We start from the raw sequence: 24,196 nt of genomic DNA on the forward strand, positions 1-24,196 counted from the left end.
TTCGACAAAGGTTGTCAAAAGCAGTCAAAAAAAGCATATCCATAGCAGATATGCCTTAATCATCCTCTTCTTCATCATCTAAATCCCAGCTGTATTCTTCCATATAGCCAGCACGCTCATCTGCATCATGAGCAACCTTCAACAGGCTGTATAATAAGATGAACAATCCTGCCAATGCAAGAAATAAAACAATCCATGCAAGACGTGACACGATTCAACACTTCCTTTACTCCCATAGTATGTGTCGTTATACCAATTTAACTATTGACAAATATATCCTCAAATGTTTTCATAAAAATATCCACAAAGTTTAATGGTACCACATCATGATCCACACCAATGGGTACCTGCATATGATAGCCATCAGACATCGTAATTTCCATTGTACCGATTTTCTTATTGGCTTTATAAGGTAATTGGGCATCGATCTTGATTTCTTTTTTGGTTTCTTTTGGCTGTGATCCTTTTTGATACACATAGGATACATCATCTAATGTCACAATACCAGCAGTGGCTGGCTTTCCATTTTCAAATTTTTTTGTTTCTATCTTTGTGCCTTTTTTATACAGGGTTGCCTGTTCATATTGTGAGAATCCATAATCCAGCAGTTGTATCATTTCTTTATTTCTTACCTTGCTACTTGGCTCTCCCATGACTACACCAATTAAGCGCAAACCATCTTTTTTGGCTGTTGTGGTAATACAGGATAATGCCTCTGTAGTAAATCCGGTCTTTAAGCCATCAACTCCAGGATATTGTTTTAACAGCTTGTTGGTATTGACCAGCCAGAATTTTGAGTCACTGTTTTCTCTGATATATGCATCATACGTACTGGTGATCTTCAACAGCTCTTTCCCGCCTTCCTTGATCAGGGCACGGGCAATGATAGCCATATCTTTTGCGCAGGAATAATGGTCTGGATCATGCAAACCGGTAGGATTCGCAAAGTGGGTATTGCTTAATTTTAAAGTTTTGGCTTTTTCATTCATCATTTCCACAAAGCCATCTACACTGCCACCAACCTTTTCTGACATGGCAACCATTGCATCATTGGCAGAAGCAATACAGATACTTTTGATCATATCTTTGACGCTCATAGTTTCATTGACTTCAAGGAAAACCTGTGAGCCACCCATACTGGCGGCATATTCACTGGTGGTTACCGTATCCTCCCATTTCAGTTTTCCATCATGTAAAGATTCAAATATAAGTAATAATCCCATCATTTTGGTCATGGAAGCTGGATATAGCTTTTCTTTTTCATTGCGTGCATATATGACTTTCCCTGTTGTATTTTCACACAGATATACACCTTTTGCACTGGGAGCTAAAACATTTGTTTGTGGTTCTTCTTTCTTTTCAACACATTTAACAGGCATGGTAAGTACAGGAAGCATCATACATGCACATAGTATTAGTAGACATATCTTTTTCATCGTTATCAACCTCACTATAAGCCTATGTGAATCTTGTATAAATAAGAACAACTACCCGGTTGAAATTTCATCAGATATCATGTACCATGATTAACGAGGTGATCATGATGCAAAGTGATAAGACATGGAAATATCAGGGATATTTCATGCGTTCTTCCAGAATAGAAGATATGGAAGAATATTATATTCAGGGCTTTTGTAGACAAGATGATGAAGGAATACGTATGACTGGCAGTAAAAATCATTACACGAAAGAGGAAGTTACCACATATTTTCAAAATTGTTTACATGATCCAAATCGTTATGATTTTTTGATTTTTGCTCCTGATGGCACCATGATTGGAGAAAGTGTCATCAATGAAATTGACTGGGAATCAAGAAGTGCTAATTTCAGGATATATTTATTTTCGCCAACGATGCGTGGCAAAGGTATTGGCTTCTGGGCAATTTGTACGACAAGAGATTTTGCCTTTGAAAGCTTACATCTTCATCGCTTATCTTTAAATGTGTTTGCTTTCAATGAACATGCGTATAAAGCATACCTGAAGGCAGGATATCGAGAAGAAGGCAGACTTCGTGATGCGATATGGGATAAAACGCAATATGCAGATGATATTTTAATGTCAATTTTAGAAGATGAATGGAAAGAAAGCCATAACTCTGATACACAATCGTGACAGGGTTATGGCTTTTTTTAGCTGGGATAATAATTAATGACCATGAAGCTGGTCGTTATTTCCTTTGGATTGATATAGGTATGTGAGATAGAGGAATCAAAGGCAATGCTATCTCCTTCTTTTAAAATGAATTCACCATTTTCGGTATCCAATATAAGTTCTCCCTGCATGACATAAATATATTCTTGCGATTTTTCACTATGTCCAATGGAGCTGTTGGATGCCTTGGCATCTAATTCACAATAGAATAATTCAAAGTTTCTAGTTGGTGTCGTGGTGTAATAACAATATACGCGATAGGCATTGTTTTCACTTGTTTGTTTGATGGTTTCTTTTCTTTGTACGATGGTGGTTTCATCATCTACGCCATCGATCAGTTTGGTATAGGGAACCTTTAGACCATTGGCGATTTTCCAAACGGTATTGATGGTGGGATTACTGTTGCCTTTTTCTATATCTGACAACATCGTCTTACTGATACCTGAAATACTTGCCAATGCTCCTAAGCTCAAATTTCTTTCCGTTCTTAATTTTTTTAAATTCACTGCGATAATTTTTCCTGGTTCCATAGCGTTCCTTTCTTTATGCTTGACAATTATAGTGAACAAACGTAAAATATATCGTATAAACGTTCAATATATCTTACGTATGTTAGATATAAGAATATAGTTATTATAGGAGAAGTAACGTAAAAAAGCAAGGAGAACTGTCTATGAAACGAAAAGCTTTGAAGGTGGCACTGCCCCATACCCTACCGATTTGTGTTGGATTTTTATTTTTAGGAATTTCTTATGGGTTCCTGATGAAAAGTAAAGGATTCTCATTTTTGTATCCGATGTTCATGAGTATGTTCATCTTCGCAGGTTCTATGGAATTTGTGACGGTCAATTTATTATTATCTGCATTTAATCCTTTATATGCCTTATTATTAACGTTGATGGTGAACGCTAGACATCTTTTTTATGGGATTTCTATGCTGGATACTTATAAAGATTGTGGCATCAAGAAATATTATTTGATTTTTGGGATGTGTGATGAATCTTTTTCGATTAACTGCTCCACTATCCCACCTTTGGATATTGATCGTGGATGGTTTATGTTTTGGGTTACACTTCTTAATCATTTCTATTGGGTCGTTGGTGCGACCTTAGGTGGATTGTTGGGATATATCATTCATTTTGATACGACTGGGATCGAATTTGTGATGAGTGCACTTTTTGTTGTCATGTTTATCAATCAATGGAAAGCGGCAAAAAATCATACACCAGCAATCATCGGCATCTTCAGCTCCCTTATTTGTCTATTACTATTTGGTGCTCAGAATTTTATGATTCCTTCGATGTTATTGATCGTATGTAGTTTTGCGATGAAGCGCTCCTCTTTGGAAATAGAAAGTGAAGGTGATGCATCATGACATTTATTCAGCAAATCATCATTATCATGATCGTCGTTTTGGGAACCATGTTGACGCGATTTTTACCATTTATCATATTTCCTGCGGATAAGACCCCGCCTGCTTTTATTAAATTCTTAGGAAAAGTGTTACCGAATGCCGTAATTGGTCTGTTGATCCTCTATTCCTTAAAGGATACCGTATTTAGTGATTTTCATTGTCTGCCAGAGCTTATTGCTATTGGCTGTGTTGTTTTCCTTCATCAATGGAAAAATAATATGTTGCTAAGTATCGCAGGAGGTACAATCCTGTATATGTTTTTGGTTCAATATTGTTTCATCTAAAAAAAACAGGAGAATCATCCTGTTTGAGCTTGTATTTTATGAAACAACAGTTGTTGAATCGATGGTTCTTGTAGACAGCTTTTCTGTATCATGGTGATATCATGATCATGGAACTGTTTCATTAATGCTTCTTTATCCTTTTGCATATGTGTGCCAGATAACATATATAAAGAGAAAATCGTGATCTGCTTTGTGAAGGTAGCACTATCTAAGAATGGCACTTGCTTTTCTTGTATGATTCTGGTATGTTTTTTTACCTTGCATTGTGCTGCATACTTGGAAAATGCACCATGTGTACTGGAATGATATACAATAAGTAAATCCTGATGAGGTTTACTATATGTCTGTTCAATTATATCGATAAGCTGTACGACTTCTCTTTGTCCATCAAAAGGAAGTGTAAGCAGCTTTGCCTGATAAGGCTGTAGTAACTCTTTGATTTGAATATGAAAACGGCCATCCTGCATCAACATTGGATATAGTGAAACTTCAATATGACAAGCATGTAAAATCGACAAGCTTTCTTCTAATGATAATACTTCCATATGCGTTTGATTTAATGTATTTATGACCATACCACTGAGAAATGCAAAGTGATATGCATAAGCTGAATTTTGTTGTTTCAAAGCTTCTATAAAAGAAGTGATTTCCCCATCTAATACCGATTGTATCTTTACACCATGAAAGACAAGCAGACATGCTTGCTTTTTTTGTATCGCCTCTAATAAAAACTTTAGAAAAGATACTGGATACACAGGCAGTTTTTTTAATAAGCTATATGCTTCTTTTCGAGCAGGCAGGATGGAAAGAAGCTTTTCACGCAATGCATATAAATAAGGCATTTTTCCTGCGTATTCTTCTTCATATACCTGTACAAAGCGTTCTAACATGATGCGATTGATAGCAGGATATCGACCTTTGGTAGATACGCCAATGATTACATTATCATCTTCATAAGACAGCACACTGCCAACTTCCCCTTTGGTTGCGCTTAAACAAAGAATGCCCATTGCTTTACAATCCATAGTGATTTGATGATTCAATAAGGGATCATTAGTGGCTGCATATACAAGCTTGTAGCCATTTAAGTATGATGGCGCATATGCATCATGGATACAAGGGATATCACAACACTCTTCTAAAAAAGTTTTGGATAATATCGTAAGCTTCGCTCCCTGCGCTCTGTATTCTTTTGCTTTACGAAGGCCAACATGGCCTGCACCTATGATCAAGACTGGCTGATCTTTGATATCATATCTGAGAAGTATACTCATAAGCGCTTTAATGCTTCCTTGATGATGGATAGTGTGTGATCTAATTCTTCCATCGTATGTGCTGTGGATAAAAACATACATTCATATGGGGATGGCGCAATCAGAATGCCATGATCATAGAGATATTGGAAGTAAGACACAAATGCTTTCTGGTCGATATCTTTTACATCACGATAAGATTTTATCGTGTGGTCTGTAAAAAACAGTGTCAACAGACTGCCGCATTGATGAATTTGATATGGCAGATTATATTCGTTTAGGATATCTTGTATACCCTCTTTTAGGTAAGCACCTTTCTGATTTAATTCTTCATATACTTGTGGATGTTGTTTTAGATATGTGAGTAAGCGAACACCTAAGTGCATCGCCAAAGGATTTCCTGAAAGGGTACCAGCCTGATAGACAGGTCCACTTGGAGATACCATATCCATGATGGCTTTTTTACCACCATAAGCACCTACAGGAAGACCAGCGCCTATGATTTTGCCAAAACATGCCATATCTGGTGTGACGCCATAATATTGTGCTGCCCCGCCATAGGTGATACGAAAGCCTGAAATCACTTCATCAAAGATCAATATGATTTCTTCTTCATCGCAAAGTTTTCTTAAATCCTGCAAGAACTTTTTATCGGCGTTCACAAGTCCCATATTGCCGGCAATCGGCTCTATAATAATACAGGCAATCTCATGAGGATTGGCTTTGATACATGCTTTTATCGAATCAATATGATTGTATTCACATACCAGTGTATTTTTCACAACATCTTCAGGTACCCCAGGACTTGTTGGTGTCCCAAATGTCAATGCGCCAGAGCCTGAGCTTACCAATAAACAATCGCTGTGTCCATGGTAACAGCCTTCAAATTTGATGATTTTATCTTTACCCGTATAGCCTCTTGCCACACGTATGGCAGACATGGTGGCTTCTGTGCCTGAATTGACCATACGCACCATATCGATTCCAGGATAGGCATCAACGATTAAATCTGCCAATACAAGTTCTTCTGGTGCACATAAGCCATAACTGATACCTTTTTCTATGACTTCCTGCATATGATTTGTCAATAATGGATGGGCATGTCCTAGGATCATAGGTCCCCATGAACAGATATAATCAAGATAGTCATTACCATCTACATCATAGATATGTGAACCGGATGCATGATCGACAAACAAAGGTGTCTCATTCGCACTGGAAAACGCACGTACTGGCGAATTAACGCCGCCTGGTATTTTTTTACAGGCTTGTTGGAAGAAAGCTTCACTTCTTTGATGCATTATTGTATGCCTCCTTCATCGATTAGTTGTGCTAAATACAAGGCGAAATATGTAATGATCATATCTGCCCCTGCACGTTTCATGGATAAGACACTTTCATAGATGACATCTTCTTTCATCAGTCCAGCATAGATAGCCTGCATCAGCATACTGTATTCTCCACTGACATTATATACACAGATTGGTGTATGAATATGCTCCTTGGCACGTGCCACGATATCTAAATAGCACAAGGCTGGTTTTACCATAACGATATCTGCGCCTTCTTCGATATCCGCTAAAATTTCACGCTGTGCCTCTTGTCCATTGGCATAATCCATCTGATAGCTTTTGCGATCGCCAAAACATGGCGCAGAGTCTGCGGCTTCACGAAATGGTCCATAGTAGCTAGACGCAAATTTTGCGCTGTATCCCATGATTGCCACATTAGTAAAACCAGCTTCATCCAGTGCTTCACGAAGGGCTTTAATATGTCCATCCATCATATCACTTGGTGCCACCATATCAATGCCTGCCAATGCATAGCTGACTGCGATTTTAGATAATACAGGTAATGTCGCATCATTATCAACATCATGGTGTTCATCTAAGATACCACAATGTCCATGTGAAGTGTATTCACACATACAAACATCCCCAATGACATAGAATCGTTCATCATATGCTTTGATAAAGCGAATGGCACGTTGTACAATGCCATCGGATGCATATGCCTGAGAACCTGTTTCATCCTTATGGGCTGGTATTCCAAACAGAATACAGCTGAAGATGCCACAGGAAATCATTTCATCTAATACCTCATGTAAACGGTCAATGGAATAATGGTATACATTGGGCATAGAGGCGATTTCTTCTTTGATATTGTCCCCTTCTACGATAAACAATGGGTAGATCAATTCTGATTTATCCAACCTGGTTTCCTTCATCATGTTGCGAATCACAGGATTTTTTCTTAGTCTTCTTCCTCGATACATATTATTTCAGCTCCTCTTTTATTAATGACAACAGTGCTTTTTTATCTGCTGTTTTACTTTCTATGATGTGTTTTGCGCCATATTTACGACATGCTTTGGTGGTATGTGGTCCTATGGAAAATATGGTATCTATATGTGCCAATAGTTCTTTACATGCCTTTACATGAAAGGCACTAGAAGCCATCATGGCATCATAGTGTTCATAAGTGGTCGTAAATGGCTTCATGATGGTATGATACATTGCGACTACATGTACATCATAATCAGATAACGCCTCCTGTAAGATCGTATTATCATTGTCGGCTTTTGCCAACAGAATGCGCTCATCTTTTGAAATCGTCTGTTTCAGTAATTCTGCCATATGCCAGCTGTCACTTTGGGCACAGATGATATCGGATAAAATACCAAATTCACGTAATTCCTTTGCAGTCTTTTCTCCAATACAGGCAAATTTTATATGGGAAAGACAACGAGTATCACAGCCTTTTTCCATCAGAGAATGAAAGAAAGATGATACACCATGGCGGCTTGTGAACAGGATACAGGAATAATCCATTATATCGATATCTGCCAATGCATTTTTATATTCTTCTATTTCTCCCACCTGTACCTCTTCTACCATGGCACCCGCTTCTCGTAAATCTTCTCCAATTAAGTGATGATCTAAATTAGGAATCAGGATACGTTTATGAAGTAATGGCTTAGATGTATAAAAATCCATTTGTTCATGTAAGGCAACCACATCACCTACCACGATCGTACAAGGACTTTCCATATCAAAGTCTTGATTTAATGCCTCCTGCAAGGTGGAATAGATACTTTTTTGATTATATCGTGCCCCGTTGGAAATAAGGGCAATGGGGGTATCTTTCGCTTTGCCATGGTCAAGTAACCCCTGAAATACCTCCTGTTTATGTTTTAATCCCATTAAAAACACAAGGGTATCACTACTACAGGCCATAGAGCGATAATCTAAATCATTGATTTCATCATCTTTGGTATGTGCACTGTATACACGAAAGCCACGATTGATTCCACGCTGGGTAATAGGTATACCTGCATAGGTAAGTGCCGCAATACTGCTGGATATACCTGGTACTACCTCAAAGTCAATATTGGCTTTTGTTAAGGCGAGAACTTCCTCTCCTCCACGGCCAAATACATAAGGGTCCCCGCCTTTTAAACGGATGACACGCTCATATCGTGATGCTTTTTCAATCAATGTTTCTTCAATCTTTGTTTGCGGCATCGTATGATGATGATTTTCTTTTCCTACATTGATGCATTCACAATGCGCAGGTACCAGCTGTAACAACAATGGATCAATCAATCGATCATATAACACGCAATCTGCCTTTTTCAATAAGTCAATCCCACGTTGTGTCATTAAATCATAACCGCCGCAGCCAGCGCCAATTAAATATACCTTTCCCATATTATCCTTCTTTCACATGTTGTTTCATATATGCTGCTGCCATTTCAGCTATCTCATGTTCCTTTTCTAATGGTTCTTCTAGCACGCTTTTTTCAAGTATTGTGCCCTCTTCATTTCCATAGACAAAGCGTAACTGGATGCTGTTTTCTTTGATATGACAACGTGCCCCAATAGGGGAATGGCATCCTCCATCCATTGCTTTTAAATACGCCCGTTCTACTTTGATTTCTCTTGTATCTAGTGGTAAAGATAATGTATGAATCATATCTTTTAATGCTTCATCATTACTTCTTAATTCTAAGCCAATGGCACCCTGTGTCACAGCTGGAATCATTTCTTCTTCATCAAAGTATTGTGTAATCTGATGTTTTAATCCTAAACGATGCATGGCAGCTGCCGCTACAACGATACCATCAAGATCCATATCTTTCATTTTCTTTAAACGTGTATCGATATTGCCACGGATATGTGTGATTTCTAAATCCGGACGAAGCTTTAATAATTGATACTTTCGACGCTTACTACCAGTAGCAATGATCGCATGTGGCTTTAATTCAGAAAGTGAAGCGGCATGCTGTAACACCAAAACATCACGACTGTCTTCTCGTATCATGACATCTCCTAGACACAAGCCCTCCTGCAGCTCACTTGGCATATCCTTCATGCTGTGTACTGCCAGATCAATTTGATGATCCAATAGCTGTTGTTCTATTTCCTTCACAAAGATCCCACTGGTATTCATCTGGTCTAAACGTGCCTGCTGATTCATATCTCCATGCGTCTTTACGATGACGATTTCATACGTATGCTGTGGATATGCCTGTTTCAACATCTCCATAATCTGATTTGTCTGTAGCAGGGCAAGTTTACTGCCTCTGCTTCCAATTCTTATCTTCATTTTTCTCCTCCGCCTTCAAATAGCTGTGATACAAGTTCTATATATTCATCCTTTCGTTTTGATGCATGTGACAACATCATCATAGGTTCTTTCACCATACGAAAAAAAGATGATCTTAATATTTTTTTTACAACCCGCTGTTCATGATGATCCAGGTCAATTTTTGAGATGATCAGCTGATAAGCTGCTTCTGCACTTTCTTCACTTTTACGCTGTAAAGAGGATAGCACTTCCTGCAGTTTTTGTGAATTCAGCCATGTGATGGTTTCCTCCACTCCTTGTTCAATCATTTCATGTCCCTGTTTTAAAAGGGCTTTACGTTTTGCGATAGAGGCATCCTGTACATCTGATAGATCATCAATCACGATTAATTTAACGCCAAATGCTTTCATGCCAGTATCAATATCCGGGGGCATTGCTAAATCCACACATACTTTGGTTTGATGAACTGTGGGATATGCTTCCTGTTTAATGATTTGATGAGGCGAGCTGGTCGCTGATATTAGGATATCGCTTTTTCCTGCATAGAGATAACGTTCTTCAAATGGAATGACTTCAATTCGTTCATCATCTTTTAATGCTAAGGCCTTATCCATATGCCGGTTGCATAAATAAATTTTTTTCACAGGTTCATGTTCACAATACGTTAACATAAGTTTTGCCATTGCCCCACTGCCAATAATGCATACACATTGATTTTCAAATGTGATCAGCTGTTTGATTGCACGCATGGCAATATAAGGAATAGATAAAGGACTCGCACTGATCTGATAGGTTGTTTTGATCTGTTTTACGGTTTTAAAACAGTTTTGAAAGATACGATGCATCTGTTTTTTACATGCCTGCATATGACTTGCGAATGCATATGCCTCCTGTAATTGTCCTTCAATTTGATCTTCGCCCAGCACCAAAGAATGATATCCTGCGCATACTTCATATAAATATAACAGTGCTGCTTTTCCTTTTTTGATTTTTAAATATCCCTGTAATGAAATATCCGCCATTTTTTCATAGATAGAAACTGCCTCTTCCAGCTGTTGTTCCTCATCATAAATCAAATATACTTCACTACGGTTACAGGTAGATAAGATCACTGCCTGCAAGATGCCTTTATTTAACAGCAATTCATAAAATTCCATCTTCTGGGTATCCATGAATGCTACATGTTTTCTTATTTCTTCACCAGCCTCTTCATGACTGATGCCAATCATTGCGAAATTCAATACGCTCACCTGCTTCCTTATTTATTATAGAGAAGTTTAGGATGAGAAACAAGGAATGTAAAAGGTATTTATTATAAAGATTTCTAATAGATCTATAAAAATATTATAATTGCTTCTCAAAAAGTGTTATGATAACATTGTCAAGGTTATGAAAAGGAGATCAAAATGGAAAAAGAATTATTACAGGAATTAAAAGATGAAATCGAACTGTTCCGTGAACAGACCAATAAATTCATCCAAAAGGAAATCAGTGTAAAGGATTTTAAGGGATTTTCCGGGGGTTTTGGAAGTTATGCACAACGTGGCGGTGAAAAATTCATGCTTCGTTTACGTATGAACCAGGGCGTCATGAGTAAGGACAAATTAGCCTTTTTATGTCGTGTATGTAAACAACATGATGTAAAAAAAGCACATATCACGACTTGTCAGACGATTCAGCTGCATGATTTAAGCGATGTGGATGTGCCATCCATTATGTCAGAAGCTTTAGATCACGATATCGTATGTCGAGGAGGCGGTGGAGATTTTCCACGTAATGTTATGTGCTCTCCCTTATCTGGTGTTGATCCGGATGAATATTTTGATGTATTGCCTTATGCGAAGGCTGTTGGGGAATATCTGTTGTCTATTATCAATAAATATTCTATGCCAAGAAAGCTAAAGGTGGCTTTTAGTAATACCATGCGAAATCAAACACATGCCAACTTCCGTGACTTAGGATTTATCGCGAATAGCGATCACACCTTTGATGTATATTGTGCAGGAGGACTTGGCAATAATCCTAAAATGGGTGTCAAGGTTGGTGATCATATCCAGCCAAAACACATTCTATACTATGTTTCAACCATGGTGCTTATGTTCATGGCGCATGGAAATTATGAAAACCGTGCAAAAGCAAGAACACGCTATCTGCAGGATACTTTAGGTATTGAAGCATTACAAAAGGAATTTAGTGAAAAGGTGGCCTTAGCTATTGAACGAGGAGAACATGATGTGGAAGTTGAAGAATATCATGTGCATAAAACCGGAGATGGTGTCATTGTGGAGGATCGTCGCATTTTCCCATTGAAGCATGATCTGTATGCAGTACATTATCATCCATTAGGTGGCACACTTGCGCCAGAAAAACTAATGGAGCTATATGAACTGATCAAGGATATGGAAGATGTTGAAATCCGTATCACACCACAGGAAGGAATGTATATCATCAATTTGAATGGTGAAGAAGCGAAAAAAGTATTAGCCGCAACCACAGATGGCGCAACAAATAAATTTGAAACAAGCGTTGCGTGCATTGGTGCTACGATCTGTCAGGTAGGTTTACGTGATTCTCAGGGAGCCTTGATTGATGCAATCACCGCCCTTCGCCATGCTCATGTATGCACAGATTATCTGCCACGTTGTTACTTCAGTGGATGTCCAAGCTCCTGCGGTACTTCACAAATTGGCGCACTTGGATTTCAGGGTACTGTAAAATTAGTAGATAAAAAACCTCAGCCTGCCTTTAAATTAAGTATTATGGGAAATGCACATCTGGATGGAACCATCTTTGGAAAAGAAGCTGGTGTAATCTTACAATCTGATATCCCTGCTTTCTTACAGGATTTAGCAATTCAGACAAATGAAACAAAATTAACATTCCTTGATTGGGCCACAAAATATCCTGATCAATTAGATTTGATTTTAAAAAAATATTTATAAGTATTAAAAAAAATCGCGATTTGCGATTTTTTTTCTTTAGTAAGGATAAACGCCTGCTGTTTTTGCCATATGCGCCAGCCATAAAGAATAATATGGATATTTTGGATGGATACCATCAAACTCAAATGTTTCATCATTCCAATCAACCAACGCCTGATTATCAATATACGTTAAATGAAAATGCTGACACATCAGATAAAGTCCTTCGTTAAATTCATCCAATACAGCCTGTCCGCCATTTTTCTCCATAACTTCTTTTTGCATTGGGATAATGGAATTGACATAGATTTTCACATCAGGAAGTGGTATCTTTGATTTTTAATATTTTTTCAGCATACACACTGATAAATGCTTTTACATCTTTATGAAAATGTAAAATATCATTCTTGCCAAATTCCATATAAATGATTTTCGGACACAGGACAAATACTTTTTCGATATCTTCATCAATCATATCGATACATTTCCCCCGTCTTGCTAATACATTATTTTTTCTCAATAAGCGAAAATCAAGGATAGATTCCGCAATAGAATCTCCCAGCAGGACACTGTCTTCATAATATGGCAACATACGATAAATCGCCCTACCCTGTTTTTCATCCGCAATGATACGTTTATACGATTTTTCTTTCCTCAGTCGTTCATACTCTTTTGCATCCATGTAATACACCTCTTTCAAATCTCGAGCCTACCCTTGTACACCATGGTACATGTTGCTTTTCTTATATTATATGACCTAGATGTTATTTTTACAAGCACAAAAACAAAAAAAGGAAACAAATCATTTGTTTCCCTTAGGAAAGATAAATCTGTTTTACAAAATGAATCGATGTTTCCATCATTTCACATAGTAATTCATATACCTTTTTCATATGATGAGCCTTTAAATGTTCAAGTAATAATTGATAATAAGCATAATATTCATTTTCCTTATTATCAAAGCTGTAGAAATAATTCAAATACATAAACCATACCAGCTGTTTATTCAATACACGATAGATTTCAGACAGACAGGTGTTTCTTTGAAACAGCAGTTCTACCATGGGTGTAATGATCTTGCGTTTTTGATGCTCCATTACATCAATTAATTTGGATAAATCATCTTCCGATATCTTTTTGATGAACGCTGGACCAAATCCTTTGATACACAGTTGCAGTGCAGATAATGCATCTATGAACTGTTTCAAATTCTGTTTGACTTCAGGATTTTTTAGAAAATCATCCTTTTTGAATGCATCATAATTTACATAGCTGCCAATCCCATTGACCGTTTTTACGATACCATAATGATTCAATACCTCGATTGCTTTACGACTGGTTCTTAAACTAACGTTTTGTTTCTTCGCCAGCTGTTCAAGACTTGGCAGTTCTTTATGCTTCAGATAAACCCCGTTATGAATATCCATAAATATATCAATGATTATATTTTGATATAAGGCCTCTTTCTCATAATACCAATAAAACGGCATAGGATGAAAAGTTGTTTTTTCTTCATCTATGATACGCTGAATATAACTCTGGGTCTTTTTGGATATGGTATGAATCAGATATTTAATGGTTTTCTTTAAGACCTTGCTGTCTTTTTTCAAGATTGCTTTTAAAATGACAGAAAGCATGTTGCCAATAAATGCCATGTTTTTCTGAAATTCATTCTTACGCAAAGAGTAATCTGGAACTGCGACCAATATAAAATCCATCATCTGTGTAAATAAGGAGGATACATACACATTATTCAATAATGAAAAGGCATAGCTATAGATTTCCATTAACGCATTCATCAGCTCGGATGAAGTATGAAACTGTTTATCTTTTAAAGAATCTGCCATGTGATATAAATAGGCGATATCTTCATCACTTGCTCTATTAATGGCTTCCTGGGCAATGGTGGGCAGGATATATTCCATCGTATCAAATACCGCAGCAATCGATGGCAAACGCCCATATAGCATTTCCTCATACATGGCACGGTTTTCCCGCTTGTTTAAATCAAAGATGACCCGGGCATTGCGACCTTTTTCCTGTTTGATCAGACCATCTTCTTCTAATAGGCGAAGGGCATGGCGCATGGTATTTCGACCAACATGAAAAAGTTCACACAGCTCTAATATAGCGGGTAAATCTTTTACTATTTCATATTTTCCACAAACGATATCTGCTTTCATTTTCAAATATACCTGCTCTGTGATGGTTAGCTCAGCCAAGATTATCCCTTCTCTCGTCTTCTATTTTATCATGGGATACGACAATCGTCACGTTTTATCAATTGATTTTTTTGCTTTTCTGTTATACCATTTTGTGATAGAGGTATTTTATGAAAAAGAAAAACAAACAATATATAAAAACATTGGTTATTATTGCGTTTCTTATAACCGTATTATATTTACTCTTAAAAGATGATTATCAGATGATTTTATCTGCTTTATCAAAGCTGCATATGATGGATGTCTTTCTGTTAGCACTCTTGGCAGCTTCCCCCTATATGATCAATGGTATCGTACTTACGAAGCTTTGTCGTCAGATCCATTCCTCCTATACTTATAAAGATGGTCTGATCAATGGATGGGTATCCTTGTTTTTGATGAACATATCAGCTTCTGCCCTCGCAAAAGGTGGACAACTGATATTAATGAAAGCTAAGAAAATATCTTATGATCATGGCTGTGGTATCTTAATGCTGGATCAAATGCTCTATCAAATCAGCTATGCTATATTTTCCTTTATGATTCTGTTATGTTCTTCCTCTTATCTAGCCGTGCATTATCCCAAAGAACTGCCTTTCGCATGGGCTGGCATCTGCATTGGCATCATCCCGATTGCCGCAATGTTGTTTTTGTTTTTATACCCTAAACTACCTGCACTTGTGATACGTCTATTGCATTTTTGTATAACGAAGTTTCATTTAAAAATTGATGAAGCGATGCTCTGTGAAAAAATCAATACATTTTCAAATGCTGTATGGGCTTGTTATCCTAAATCAAGGAAAGAAAAGATCAATGCCCTCAAAATCATCTTATGGCAGATATTCCGCTTATTTTTACGTCATATCTTATCATTTTTTATCGCATATGCATTAACGCTGCCTGTGAATCTCCATAACTTCTTTATGTATTTCATGGCGAGTGTCTTTATCGATTTGATTTTATCCTCCCTGCCTGTTTATGGGAAACACGGAGTGGCAGAATCCAGTTTCATTCTGGTTTTTACACCATTTGTGAATAAGGTGAACGCTGCTAGTATGATGTTGTTATGGCGTGTATTGACATTTTATGTGAATACTCTTATTGGCGCTGTTTTCACAATGTTATGTAAGGACATTGATGTAAAAGAAGTGAAAGAATCTTTCATAAATAGATAAAATATGATATACTTCAAACACGTGAGGAGAGAGAACGATGGGACCTTTTGAAGAATATTATATCTATGCACAAAAAATGATTGTACAAAAAGGAGATATTATATATGACGCGAAAGAGAATGGCAATGCCTTTTTCTTACATTCTGGTATTTGTGCACTTGGCAGTGTAGGAAAAAATGGAGAAATGAAAACACACCTTTATTTTATGGACCAAAGAATTATGGGATTTGCGCATTTTGCTAGACAAATCTATCCACACTTAGACAAGCTGCCCAGCAATCCTTTGATCATTATCGCCAAAACAGACTGTATCGTTTATAAGATCCATGCGGAAAAACTGCAGGAATTGATTGAAAACGATGTACATTTTAATCATTTGATGTTTGAAACATTATCACAGAATTATATGAATATATTCCAGCGCTATCTACAGATGGAAGAAGACAGTGTTCCCATTCGTGTAGCCATGTTTTTAATGGATTATGCACGTTTAGATCATGAGCAGCTGATGCTTCCCCGCTTTTTTACGTATTCAGAAATTGCGGAGTATTTAAATATTCATCAGGTTACCTTATCCCGTGTATTTTCTGCAATGCGTCATTTGGATTGTGTCAGTAAAGAAAATCATCATATCATGATTTTAAAACCTGATGTTTTAGAGGCAATCATTGATAAAAAAATCACATTGACATATTGATGTAAGCGTTTCGCAAATTTGCTTTATTCTTTGAGTTAATCGTGGTATAATGAATAAAACTCAAGGAGGTAACAAATCATGGATGTAATCTTTCACATTGATGAAATTGAAAAATGGGAGCTGACGATCAGCAATATTAAGAATATGCTTGTTTATGGAAAAGAAAATCATGATACTTATCACATCGAAATTGTCGCAAATTCTGATGCTGTAGAATGTCTGAGTCATCGTAATGATGAATATCAAGCCGTAATGGAAAAACTGAGTGAAGATGGTGTAACCATCTGTGCATGTCATAATGCATTAATGAAAAAGGGCATTTCTAATGGTGAGTTGTATTCATTTGTAGAAGTTGTTCCCGCTGGTGTCGTAGAGCTTGCGAAACGCCAACAGGAAGGTTATTCTTACATAAAGCCATAAAAAATATATCCAGCAGAATTAATCTGCTGGATTTTTTTCATATGAAAAGGGAACGATGTTCCCTTTTAGTTTTCTAATTGTTTTCGCATAAATGCAAGAAACTGATCACAGATTTCAGGATCAAAGCGGGTTGCTTTGTTGTCAGTATAATATGCTTCGATATCTTCCATCGTCAACCCTTCGCTTTCATCATATCCAAGCTCCAGTTTATGCCAATCATAACTATCCACAATCGTGATAAAACGTGCCATATAAGGAATATCTTCCCCTTTTAAACCATATGGATATCCCCTGCCGTTCCACCATTCATGATGGTATAGTTCTGCAGTAGCTATTTCTTCATAGCCAAACATAGAGCGGATGATGCGATTGCCAATCTGTGGATGACGATAAAATTCTTTGATTTCCTCATCACTGAAATCTTTTTGCTTTTCAATGACATAATCATCAATTCCCACCATACCAATATCATGCAGATAAGCAAAACGTGCAATTTCATCGATGAAATATTCATCCATCTCCAGGTACTTCGCAAAGCCTATGGCTAACTCTTGTACACGCAGGCTGTGGCGTTCAATTCGAGGATGGGATGTAAACAGTTTTTCTAGCATCATAGAAACGATCATATTCTTTTGCTGCGGACTTTGTAAAACCTTTCTAGAATACATAATATCCTCACTCAAAGCCGCCACAATATCTAATGTTTCATAAGGAGAAGTTCTTGCGGCAACCCCATATGATACAGACAAAGGGATGCCCTGTACTTCATGTTCTCCAACGATCACTTCAATTTTCTGAAGGAAGGAGCTTAATTTTTCTTTACTTGTCTTTGGACATAATAAACAGATTTCATCTCCACCCATGCGTATCAGATTCCATTCCTTTAAAACATTCTTTTCCAGAATGTCACAGATGGTCATGATTGCCTTATCGCCATATTCATGACCTAAGGTATCATTGATGATTTTTAAGCCATCTAAATCAATGGATGCGATACTAACAGGAAGATTAGAAAGATCATCTTCTAATTCCTTGATGCGTTTGATGTAAAACCGACGATTATACAATCCTGTCATTGCGTCATGATAACTCATTTTTAAAATCTCATTTTGTTGATTTCTGATCTGGGTAATATCATGAATAATGGCACAATATAGTGTTTCCTTTTTTTCTTCCCCATATAAGGTACGACAATGAAATGGTTTACTGATTACATTTACATCACATATTTCTTTCTCACTGGTGTATAGCTGAAGCTCGATGACTTCTTTCTCTGAACCCTGCATCAATCGGTTTTTCATAAAATAGAATGTATCCTGGTGCTCAGGAAGGATATACTCCGTAATTTTATGACTGTTGATTAAGCTGGGCACAACACCAACTCTGCGACAGAATGTCTGGTTTGCTTCCACGATCCAATCATTTCCATTAAAAAGGACATAGCTGATTGGCGCTTCATGGAAGAGCAGCTGGTATTTATCCTTCAAACTGCTCAATTCCATATTGGTACGCATCAACTCTTCATTCTGATATGTAAGCTCCTGATGATAGATATTAACGGTTTCTACAATTTCTTCAATGCTTTCTTTTAAGAGCTGGGAATCTTTTACATCACTTTGTAAAACCTTGGCAATATTTGCTTCCAACTCCCTTTGGGAATATCTATTTTTCATGTCACAAGACTTCCTTCCAATTATTGATCACTTAGTATCGTCATTTTCCCCTGTATCATTTCTGCAGTACCATCACTGCGCTTCTTTTCCACAAACAACTGAATATATATCCATTCATAGACTTCATCGTTGCCTTTATAACGATACATGATCTCAATACAGTTTTTACCACCGCTGATACATTCATCCACTGCACTTCGTACATGAATGACATCATCTGGATGAATACGTTTCATAAAGTCATCTACAGAGAATTGTCGCTGATTACTATTGGTATCCTTGATATATGGGTACCATAATGTTTCATGTTTTAAATCATAACGCCACATACTGACATCACAGTTTTCACGCTGCCAGTATATTTTTCCTTCTCTTTCAAAAGAGGAGCTTCTCATCATTCTTAAATCACTAGCTTCAAGGAATGTGATAATAATACCTTCTACCGCATTGTATTCACTACGATATGGACGAATACGGACCAACCAGTATTTTCCATCTACTTCATAAATTTCCTTATCCACATTTTCCAATGTTTTCTGAACATGACGAACATCATCCTGCCAGTTTGGATAGTTATCCATCAAAGACAGATGGGAAATCGGGCGTCCAATATCCATATCCATGATATGGGTAATCTTGGATACGACTGGTGTTAGTTTTCTGATTTTTAAATCATTGTCCAGATACATTGCGCCAACCTCTACATTGATTAATAAATTATCCAGATCGGTATTCAAACGGGTCAATTCATCAATCTTGCTTTGGTATTCGCTATTCACGGTATATAATTCCTCGTTCACACTTTGTAATTCTTCATTGGTGCTTTGTAACTCTTCATTGGCTGCGACCAGTTCTTCATTGCTGGATTGCAGTTCTTCATTGGTTGTTTCTAATTCTTCAATAGTAGCCTGCAGGTTTTCTTTACTGATACGCAATTCTTCCTCCAGCTCCATAATACGCTTGCCGATTTCCTGATTGCTGTCGATATATGTGAATTTTTCTTCTTTTTTTGCTTCTTTGATTTCAAAAGTTAAAAGATAGAAAGCTGTTTTTGCAACTGTTAAGGTATAGCCATTGATCAAAATATTCTTTCCTTCAAATTCTGGGATATCGCTGGCACACATGGTTGCGACATTATCTTCTCCGGCATGTAATCTTCTCACAACACCATTCACAAACAAGCCAAGACCACCTGGCAAATTCGCATATAGATTCTGTGAGAATACACCTGGTTTAAAGCGCAGGATACGATGGATATCACTACCCATATAAATGATGTTATCCACATCATTGATGATAATGCTTGGTGGTGACATCGCAGAAAAAGCAGATTCTACAATCTTTTCTACCTTAATGCCATGATTATCAATATTACGATAGTCACTGGTTCTAAGAATACTGGAGAAATGCTCGGTTAAACCATTTGCGTTGATAATCATATTACTGGTTGGACGAATATCTTCTTTCTGACGATAGATCTTCCATTTACGGGAAATCACTTCAAAGGATTCATTCATTTCTCCTATGGATTCACTGCTTCCCATAAACAGATAGCCGCTGTTGTTTAATGCGTAATAGAAGCGATACAACAGTTCCTGCTGTACATGGGTTTTCAAATAGATAAACAGATTACGACATATAATCATATTTAATTTAGAGAATGGTGGATCATTTAATACATTATGTGCAGAGAAGATGATCATCTTACGTATATCTGCATTAATACGATACCCGCTGTCCTGTTTTGTAAAGTATTTTTTCAACAGGTAAGGATCGATATCCATGGCAACACTTGCGGAGTAGATTCCTTGTGAAGCAACTGCCAGTGCATTGCGGTCGATATCCGTCGCAAAGATCTTGATTTCATAATCCAAATGATTACTTTCCAGATATTCATTTAACAACATCGCAATAGAATATACTTCTTCTCCTGTAGAACATGCCACAGACCAGATACGAATCGTCTGGTTGACTGCTTTCATTTTTGGAATGACATTCTTTGCGATAAAATCAAAGGCTTCCGCATCCCTGAAGAATCCTGTAACACCAATCAATAATTCTTTAAACAGGGTTTCTTTTTCCTGATCACTGCCACTTAAATAATTCAGATATTCTTCTAGATTATGGAACTGATTGATACTGACACGACGTTCCATTCTTCGTACCAGAGTATTTTCCTTATAATTGGAGAAATCCATATGACAGTATTCTTTTAAAACATCTAAGATCTTAGATAATGTATCTTTATGTAAAGGCTGTTCATTGGCTTCATCTGGATGCATATATGGATGTTGGATAAATCCCGTCATTGCTTTTGACATCTTTCCAGGAGGCAATACATAATCGCTTAATCCAGTTGCGATACTGCTTAATGGCATACTGTTGAATGCGGCAGTTTTAGGTTCTTGTACCATAATCATACCACCATACTCTTTGATATCACGAATACCTAAAGAGCCATCACTTCCAGCACCACTTAAAACGATGGCAATGGCATATTTGCCACAATCTCTTGCAAGGGATCGAAAGAAATTATCGATGGCAAGATTAATCCCATTGATATTGTTTTGTTCATCTAATTTCAAATGTCCATGATGAATCGTCAATTCCTTTTTTGGCGGAATCAGATAGACATGATTTGGTTTTACCTCTTCATCATCACTCGCCACATGGACTTCCATCTTGGTATAGCGGGCAAGCAGCTCGCTCATTAAACTCTTATAATCTGGTGACAAGTGCTGGATTACCACAAAGGCACATCCTGAATCATCTGGCATGCTTTTAAAGAAATCCTGTAATGCTTCTAATCCACCGGCACTTGCTCCCACACCGACTACATAAAACGCTTCATTCTCAGACTTATTTTCCTTTTTTACAATTTCCATAGCTCCACCTTCTTTATTAAACTGTTTCTTCGCATATATGATATGTGCTGCGTCCACTGCGTTTTGCTTCATATAATAACTCATCGGCTTTTCGCATCGCATTTTCCAATGAGGCGTTTTCTTTCACAAATACAACGCCCATACTCATTGTCACATCTACGTTTTTTGCATCTTCATATTTTTTCTCATGCATTTCTTTTAATGCCCGCTCACATAGAAGTGCAATCTCTTCCTTATTGGTATTCTGGATAAACAATAAGAATTCATCTCCGCCAAGGCGTGCAACGATTCCTTCATGGAATACATGTTTTAATATCGATGCAGTTTCAATCAATACATGATCTCCCGCAAAATGACCAAATTCATCATTTACTTGTTTGAATTTATCTAGATCTGCCATAATGATGGCACCACCCTGTTTGGATAATGCATGATTGATTTCTTTAAATCCTCCAGCACGATTATAGATGCCTGTCAAAGAATCCGTCGTGCTTTCTTTATACAACTGTTCCTTTTCATTGATCTGCTGCTGGATATCTAAAATCTTGCCAATCGCATAAACTGGTCGATGTCCATAGTTTCCTATATCATAAATAATTTTAATTACCAGCTGATACCAGCGTTCACTGCCATCCAGCATACGTATCAAAACTTCTTCATGACGATCTAACGCATTTTCCAGATATTCTTCTAATACCGTCAATACCATATGTTCATTGGTTTCCTGTTTTGCGGATTCATCTTTGAAATGCTCAATCATTTCTTCATTTGCAATCTTTCCGATGCCTTCTTTACTGATTTTCATTGTATCTTTTTCAAAATCATATTCAAAGGTCATTTCTCCAGTGATTATCGATAACATCTGATATCGCTGATATTCCAATTCAATGGCACGCTGTACTTCAAAACGATGCCGGTAATACATAAAGATTGCGCCAACAATTCCCGCAATCAACAATAATGCGACAAAACTAACACCGGCGATATGCTCATTCAAAAAATCCTTTAAATGAAAGCTTTCTTCCACGTAGGCATTCTTATAAATATAGCGGTTTAATTTTTCACTGTCTATCGTACGTATCCCTTTATTTAAAATACTGATCAGACGGGAATCTGTATTTTTAGATACCCCGAATGCATATTGATTCAATAAATATTCCGGTACAGAAAAAGTACTGAGGTTGTCCAAATGCAGCTTGTTGGTATAATACGTCAGCTGATATGGATTGATATATGCATAATCAACTTCCCGCTCATTTAATGCTTCTAATAAATCTTCGATATTGTTGTAGCGTTTATCTTCGTTTGCTTCCGCAATTGCGGGTGTATTTAAATAGGTGGTCCCTTTGATTTTGTCCTTTAATTCATTAGGATCCAGATTTTTATTCATAACCAGCATGATATCACTTACTAGCCATGGAGAAGTAAATGTGACATCCAATGTTTCTGCCTGCGATGCATCAAATGGTAATCCCATCAAAACAGAGGCTTCTCTGTTTTTTATTTTATTTTTATATTCTTCATATGTTTTTACCATTTCATATTCAAATTTCATTCCCGTATTTTCAGAAATAAAATCCAGAATATCCTTGCCGATTCCTACCGCTTCTCCATTTTTAGAATCTTCAATCGGCGCATTGTTTTCAAGTACCAATACCTTGATGGTACCATTTTCTTTGATGAATTCTTTTTCTTTGCTGTTTAGATGAATCTCCCCACACATATTTTCAAAATAACGATTATACAGTGTGGTTGTCAATAATGGATTCATTTTAGAAAGATCTAGAATTGCCTGATTCAATTCCGTTACGATTTCTGTATTTCCTTTGGTCGTCGCAAAATAGAATGCATCCGGTGAAAAGCGTGAAATACTTCGATAGTCCTCCGTATTTTCTAAATCTGTAAGCAGATAGGCATCCGCTTCTTCATTTTCGATTTTTTTGATTAAATCCTCTGTATCTAATGCCTCAATCTTGGTATAGGTAAATCCATTCATCGCCGCAAACTGATCCAGCTTTTCAATTCGTGTTTTCGCATTTTTATTAACGGCAATCTTTAAATCCTTTTTGGTTGCTAATGATTCCAGATTGACAAGATCACTATCATCTTTGACCGCAATAATATTATATGCATAACCATATGGCTCACTTGGATAATCATACATTTTGGCGAGTGCATCATTGTAACGCATACAGCCCAGCAAATCAATTTCCCCATCTTCCAGCTGTTTTGTTAATGTGGTCAACTGTTCATTTAAATCTCCCTTTGCTTCTACAAACTCATATTCCCAATCATTGTATTGGGCAATCTGCATCAGATAATCATAAGTATATCCATAACGATTGCCATTTTCATCCTTCATCGTCAATCCTGACTGTATCGGATATCCTACTTTAATGACCCTTCGACTTGATGCATGCATTGGCAGCATAGAAATTGTCGGCAGCAACAAAATCAGCAGAATCAATATTGTATTGCGTATGTGCTTTTTAATTTTCATTGTATTGCATCCTCCTGATTATAATAAAAAG

The 24,196-nt window shown here is 37.1% G+C and carries 22 protein-coding genes; 7 read left to right on the forward strand and 15 right to left on the reverse strand.

Translation table 11 applies throughout. The features are described 5' to 3' along the window. Positions 1-55: 55 nt before the first annotated feature. On the reverse strand, positions 56-211 hold the full coding sequence (locus DW761_RS21170) for a hypothetical protein (RefSeq protein ID WP_178695162.1): 156 nt from the start codon (positions 209-211) through the stop codon (positions 56-58). A gap of 46 nt (positions 212-257) precedes the next feature. Beyond that, complete coding sequence (locus tag DW761_RS07640; protein WP_117517288.1) at positions 258-1,436, reverse strand: D-alanyl-D-alanine carboxypeptidase family protein; 1,179 nt, start codon at positions 1,434-1,436, stop codon at positions 258-260. Between the two features lie 104 nt (positions 1,437-1,540). Here DW761_RS07640 and DW761_RS07645 point away from each other — a divergent pair, with 104 nt between their 5' ends. Continuing rightward, a complete protein-coding gene (locus tag DW761_RS07645; protein WP_233513055.1) occupies positions 1,541-2,113 on the forward strand; it encodes a GNAT family N-acetyltransferase in 573 nt (190 codons plus the stop codon). A gap of 17 nt (positions 2,114-2,130) precedes the next feature. Here DW761_RS07645 and DW761_RS07650 read toward each other — a convergent pair whose 3' ends face one another. Next, positions 2,131-2,682, reverse strand: coding sequence for a helix-turn-helix domain-containing protein (locus DW761_RS07650; protein ID WP_117453579.1), 552 nt, complete (start codon positions 2,680-2,682; stop codon positions 2,131-2,133). 143 nt (positions 2,683-2,825) lie between these two features. Between DW761_RS07650 and DW761_RS07655 the strand changes: the two genes are divergently transcribed. Next, positions 2,826-3,527 carry an AzlC family ABC transporter permease gene (locus DW761_RS07655; RefSeq protein ID WP_117517292.1) on the forward strand — a complete coding sequence of 234 codons (702 nt, stop codon included), beginning with the start codon at positions 2,826-2,828 and terminating at the stop codon, positions 3,525-3,527. Continuing rightward, positions 3,524-3,850: a branched-chain amino acid transporter permease gene (locus DW761_RS07660; protein WP_117517294.1), complete on the forward strand. Its 327-nt coding sequence runs from the start codon at positions 3,524-3,526 to the stop codon at positions 3,848-3,850. Before DW761_RS07655 ends, DW761_RS07660 begins: the two co-directional genes overlap by 4 nt. A 14-nt stretch (positions 3,851-3,864) precedes the next feature. Here the strand turns inward: DW761_RS07660 and DW761_RS07665 are convergent, their stop codons facing one another. The 6 genes from DW761_RS07665 to hemA are packed head-to-tail and all read right to left on the reverse strand — an operon-like array spanning position 3,865 to position 10,934. Beyond that, on the reverse strand, positions 3,865-5,124 hold the full coding sequence (locus DW761_RS07665) for a precorrin-2 dehydrogenase/sirohydrochlorin ferrochelatase family protein (protein WP_158553770.1): 1,260 nt from the start codon (positions 5,122-5,124) through the stop codon (positions 3,865-3,867). Then, positions 5,121-6,407: a glutamate-1-semialdehyde 2,1-aminomutase gene (gene hemL, locus DW761_RS07670; protein ID WP_117517298.1), complete on the reverse strand. Its 1,287-nt coding sequence runs from the start codon at positions 6,405-6,407 to the stop codon at positions 5,121-5,123. Before hemL ends, DW761_RS07665 begins: the two co-directional genes overlap by 4 nt. Continuing rightward, the gene (gene hemB, locus DW761_RS07675; RefSeq protein WP_117453574.1) at positions 6,404-7,378 is read right to left on the reverse strand and encodes a porphobilinogen synthase; all 975 of its coding nucleotides are present in this window, start codon (positions 7,376-7,378) and stop codon (positions 6,404-6,406) included. The genes hemL and hemB overlap by 4 nt, the downstream gene beginning before the upstream one ends. Before the next feature lies 1 nt (position 7,379). Then, positions 7,380-8,813 (reverse strand): uroporphyrinogen-III C-methyltransferase, encoded by a 1,434-nt coding sequence (gene cobA / locus DW761_RS07680; RefSeq protein WP_117517300.1) that lies wholly within the window; start codon positions 8,811-8,813, stop codon positions 7,380-7,382. A gap of 1 nt (position 8,814) precedes the next feature. Beyond that, a complete protein-coding gene (gene hemC, locus DW761_RS07685) occupies positions 8,815-9,711 on the reverse strand; it encodes a hydroxymethylbilane synthase (RefSeq protein ID WP_117517302.1) in 897 nt (298 codons plus the stop codon). After that, positions 9,708-10,934 carry a glutamyl-tRNA reductase gene (hemA, locus tag DW761_RS07690; protein ID WP_117517304.1) on the reverse strand — a complete coding sequence of 409 codons (1,227 nt, stop codon included), beginning with the start codon at positions 10,932-10,934 and terminating at the stop codon, positions 9,708-9,710. Before hemA ends, hemC begins: the two co-directional genes overlap by 4 nt. Positions 10,935-11,099: 165 nt before the next feature. On the opposite strand from hemA, the gene DW761_RS07695 reads away from it, so the two are divergent. Then, positions 11,100-12,635 (forward strand): nitrite/sulfite reductase, encoded by a 1,536-nt coding sequence (locus DW761_RS07695; RefSeq protein ID WP_117453570.1) that lies wholly within the window; start codon positions 11,100-11,102, stop codon positions 12,633-12,635. A 36-nt stretch (positions 12,636-12,671) separates the two neighbouring features. Here the strand turns inward: DW761_RS07695 and DW761_RS21175 are convergent, their stop codons facing one another. The 3 genes from DW761_RS21175 to DW761_RS07705 all read right to left on the reverse strand — a co-directional run bounded on the left by DW761_RS21175 (position 12,672) and on the right by DW761_RS07705 (position 14,836). Further along, a complete protein-coding gene (locus DW761_RS21175; protein WP_233513056.1) occupies positions 12,672-12,899 on the reverse strand; it encodes a hypothetical protein in 228 nt (75 codons plus the stop codon). Between the two features lie 31 nt (positions 12,900-12,930). After that, positions 12,931-13,296 carry a hypothetical protein gene (locus DW761_RS21180; protein WP_199485610.1) on the reverse strand — a complete coding sequence of 122 codons (366 nt, stop codon included), beginning with the start codon at positions 13,294-13,296 and terminating at the stop codon, positions 12,931-12,933. Between the two features lie 133 nt (positions 13,297-13,429). Then, complete coding sequence (locus DW761_RS07705) at positions 13,430-14,836, reverse strand: GntR family transcriptional regulator (RefSeq protein ID WP_117517306.1); 1,407 nt, start codon at positions 14,834-14,836, stop codon at positions 13,430-13,432. Positions 14,837-14,946: 110 nt separating this feature from the next. Here DW761_RS07705 and DW761_RS07710 point away from each other — a divergent pair, with 110 nt between their 5' ends. The 3 genes from DW761_RS07710 to DW761_RS07720 all read left to right on the forward strand — a co-directional run bounded on the left by DW761_RS07710 (position 14,947) and on the right by DW761_RS07720 (position 17,107). Further along, the gene (locus tag DW761_RS07710) at positions 14,947-15,990 is read left to right on the forward strand and encodes a lysylphosphatidylglycerol synthase transmembrane domain-containing protein (RefSeq protein WP_117517308.1); all 1,044 of its coding nucleotides are present in this window, start codon (positions 14,947-14,949) and stop codon (positions 15,988-15,990) included. Positions 15,991-16,027: 37 nt separating this feature from the next. Then, positions 16,028-16,687, forward strand: coding sequence for a Crp/Fnr family transcriptional regulator (locus DW761_RS07715; RefSeq protein ID WP_117453566.1), 660 nt, complete (start codon positions 16,028-16,030; stop codon positions 16,685-16,687). Between the two features lie 78 nt (positions 16,688-16,765). After that, a complete protein-coding gene (locus DW761_RS07720) occupies positions 16,766-17,107 on the forward strand; it encodes a DsrE family protein (protein WP_117453565.1) in 342 nt (113 codons plus the stop codon). Positions 17,108-17,172: 65 nt separating this feature from the next. On the opposite strand, the gene DW761_RS07725 is transcribed toward DW761_RS07720, so the two are convergent. From DW761_RS07725 to DW761_RS07735, 3 genes are read right to left on the reverse strand one after another with little or no spacing between them, the layout of a single operon-like run. Then, a complete protein-coding gene (locus tag DW761_RS07725) occupies positions 17,173-18,780 on the reverse strand; it encodes a diguanylate cyclase (protein ID WP_117453564.1) in 1,608 nt (535 codons plus the stop codon). 20 nt (positions 18,781-18,800) lie between these two features. Further along, a complete protein-coding gene (locus DW761_RS07730) occupies positions 18,801-21,737 on the reverse strand; it encodes a CheR family methyltransferase (protein ID WP_158553771.1) in 2,937 nt (978 codons plus the stop codon). After that, positions 21,682-24,165, reverse strand: a complete 2,484-nt coding sequence (locus DW761_RS07735) for a diguanylate cyclase domain-containing protein (protein ID WP_117517312.1) — start codon at positions 24,163-24,165, stop codon at positions 21,682-21,684. Before DW761_RS07735 ends, DW761_RS07730 begins: the two co-directional genes overlap by 56 nt. Positions 24,166-24,196 lie beyond the last annotated feature (31 nt).

The sequence above is a fragment of the Absiella sp. AM29-15 genome (genome assembly GCF_003434225.1).
GTDB lineage: Bacteria > Bacillota_I > Bacilli_A > Erysipelotrichales > Erysipelotrichaceae > Hoskinsella > Hoskinsella hominis.

Bases quoted from the DNA above. Each gene is read 5' to 3' on its own strand.
- DW761_RS07640 (WP_117517288.1), bottom strand. From the start codon at position 1,436: ATGAAAAAGATATGTCTACTAATACTATGTGCATGTATGATGCTTCCT.
- DW761_RS07645 (WP_233513055.1), top strand. From the start codon at position 1,541: ATGATGCAAAGTGATAAGACATGGAAATATCAGGGATATTTCATGCGT.
- DW761_RS07650 (WP_117453579.1), bottom strand. From the start codon at position 2,682: ATGGAACCAGGAAAAATTATCGCAGTGAATTTAAAAAAATTAAGAACG.
- DW761_RS07655 (WP_117517292.1), top strand. From the start codon at position 2,826: ATGAAACGAAAAGCTTTGAAGGTGGCACTGCCCCATACCCTACCGATT.
- DW761_RS07660 (WP_117517294.1), top strand. From the start codon at position 3,524: ATGACATTTATTCAGCAAATCATCATTATCATGATCGTCGTTTTGGGA.
- DW761_RS07665 (WP_158553770.1), bottom strand. From the start codon at position 5,124: ATGAGTATACTTCTCAGATATGATATCAAAGATCAGCCAGTCTTGATC.
- hemB (WP_117453574.1), bottom strand. From the start codon at position 7,378: ATGTATCGAGGAAGAAGACTAAGAAAAAATCCTGTGATTCGCAACATG.
- cobA (WP_117517300.1), bottom strand. From the start codon at position 8,813: ATGGGAAAGGTATATTTAATTGGCGCTGGCTGCGGCGGTTATGATTTA.
- hemC (WP_117517302.1), bottom strand. From the start codon at position 9,711: ATGAAGATAAGAATTGGAAGCAGAGGCAGTAAACTTGCCCTGCTACAG.
- DW761_RS07695 (WP_117453570.1), top strand. From the start codon at position 11,100: ATGGAAAAAGAATTATTACAGGAATTAAAAGATGAAATCGAACTGTTC.
- DW761_RS21175 (WP_233513056.1), bottom strand. From the start codon at position 12,899: ATGCAAAAAGAAGTTATGGAGAAAAATGGCGGACAGGCTGTATTGGAT.
- DW761_RS21180 (WP_199485610.1), bottom strand. From the start codon at position 13,296: ATGGATGCAAAAGAGTATGAACGACTGAGGAAAGAAAAATCGTATAAA.
- DW761_RS07710 (WP_117517308.1), top strand. From the start codon at position 14,947: ATGAAAAAGAAAAACAAACAATATATAAAAACATTGGTTATTATTGCG.
- DW761_RS07715 (WP_117453566.1), top strand. From the start codon at position 16,028: ATGGGACCTTTTGAAGAATATTATATCTATGCACAAAAAATGATTGTA.
- DW761_RS07720 (WP_117453565.1), top strand. From the start codon at position 16,766: ATGGATGTAATCTTTCACATTGATGAAATTGAAAAATGGGAGCTGACG.
- DW761_RS07725 (WP_117453564.1), bottom strand. From the start codon at position 18,780: ATGAAAAATAGATATTCCCAAAGGGAGTTGGAAGCAAATATTGCCAAG.
- DW761_RS07730 (WP_158553771.1), bottom strand. From the start codon at position 21,737: ATGAAGCAAAACGCAGTGGACGCAGCACATATCATATATGCGAAGAAA.
- DW761_RS07735 (WP_117517312.1), bottom strand. From the start codon at position 24,165: ATGAAAATTAAAAAGCACATACGCAATACAATATTGATTCTGCTGATT.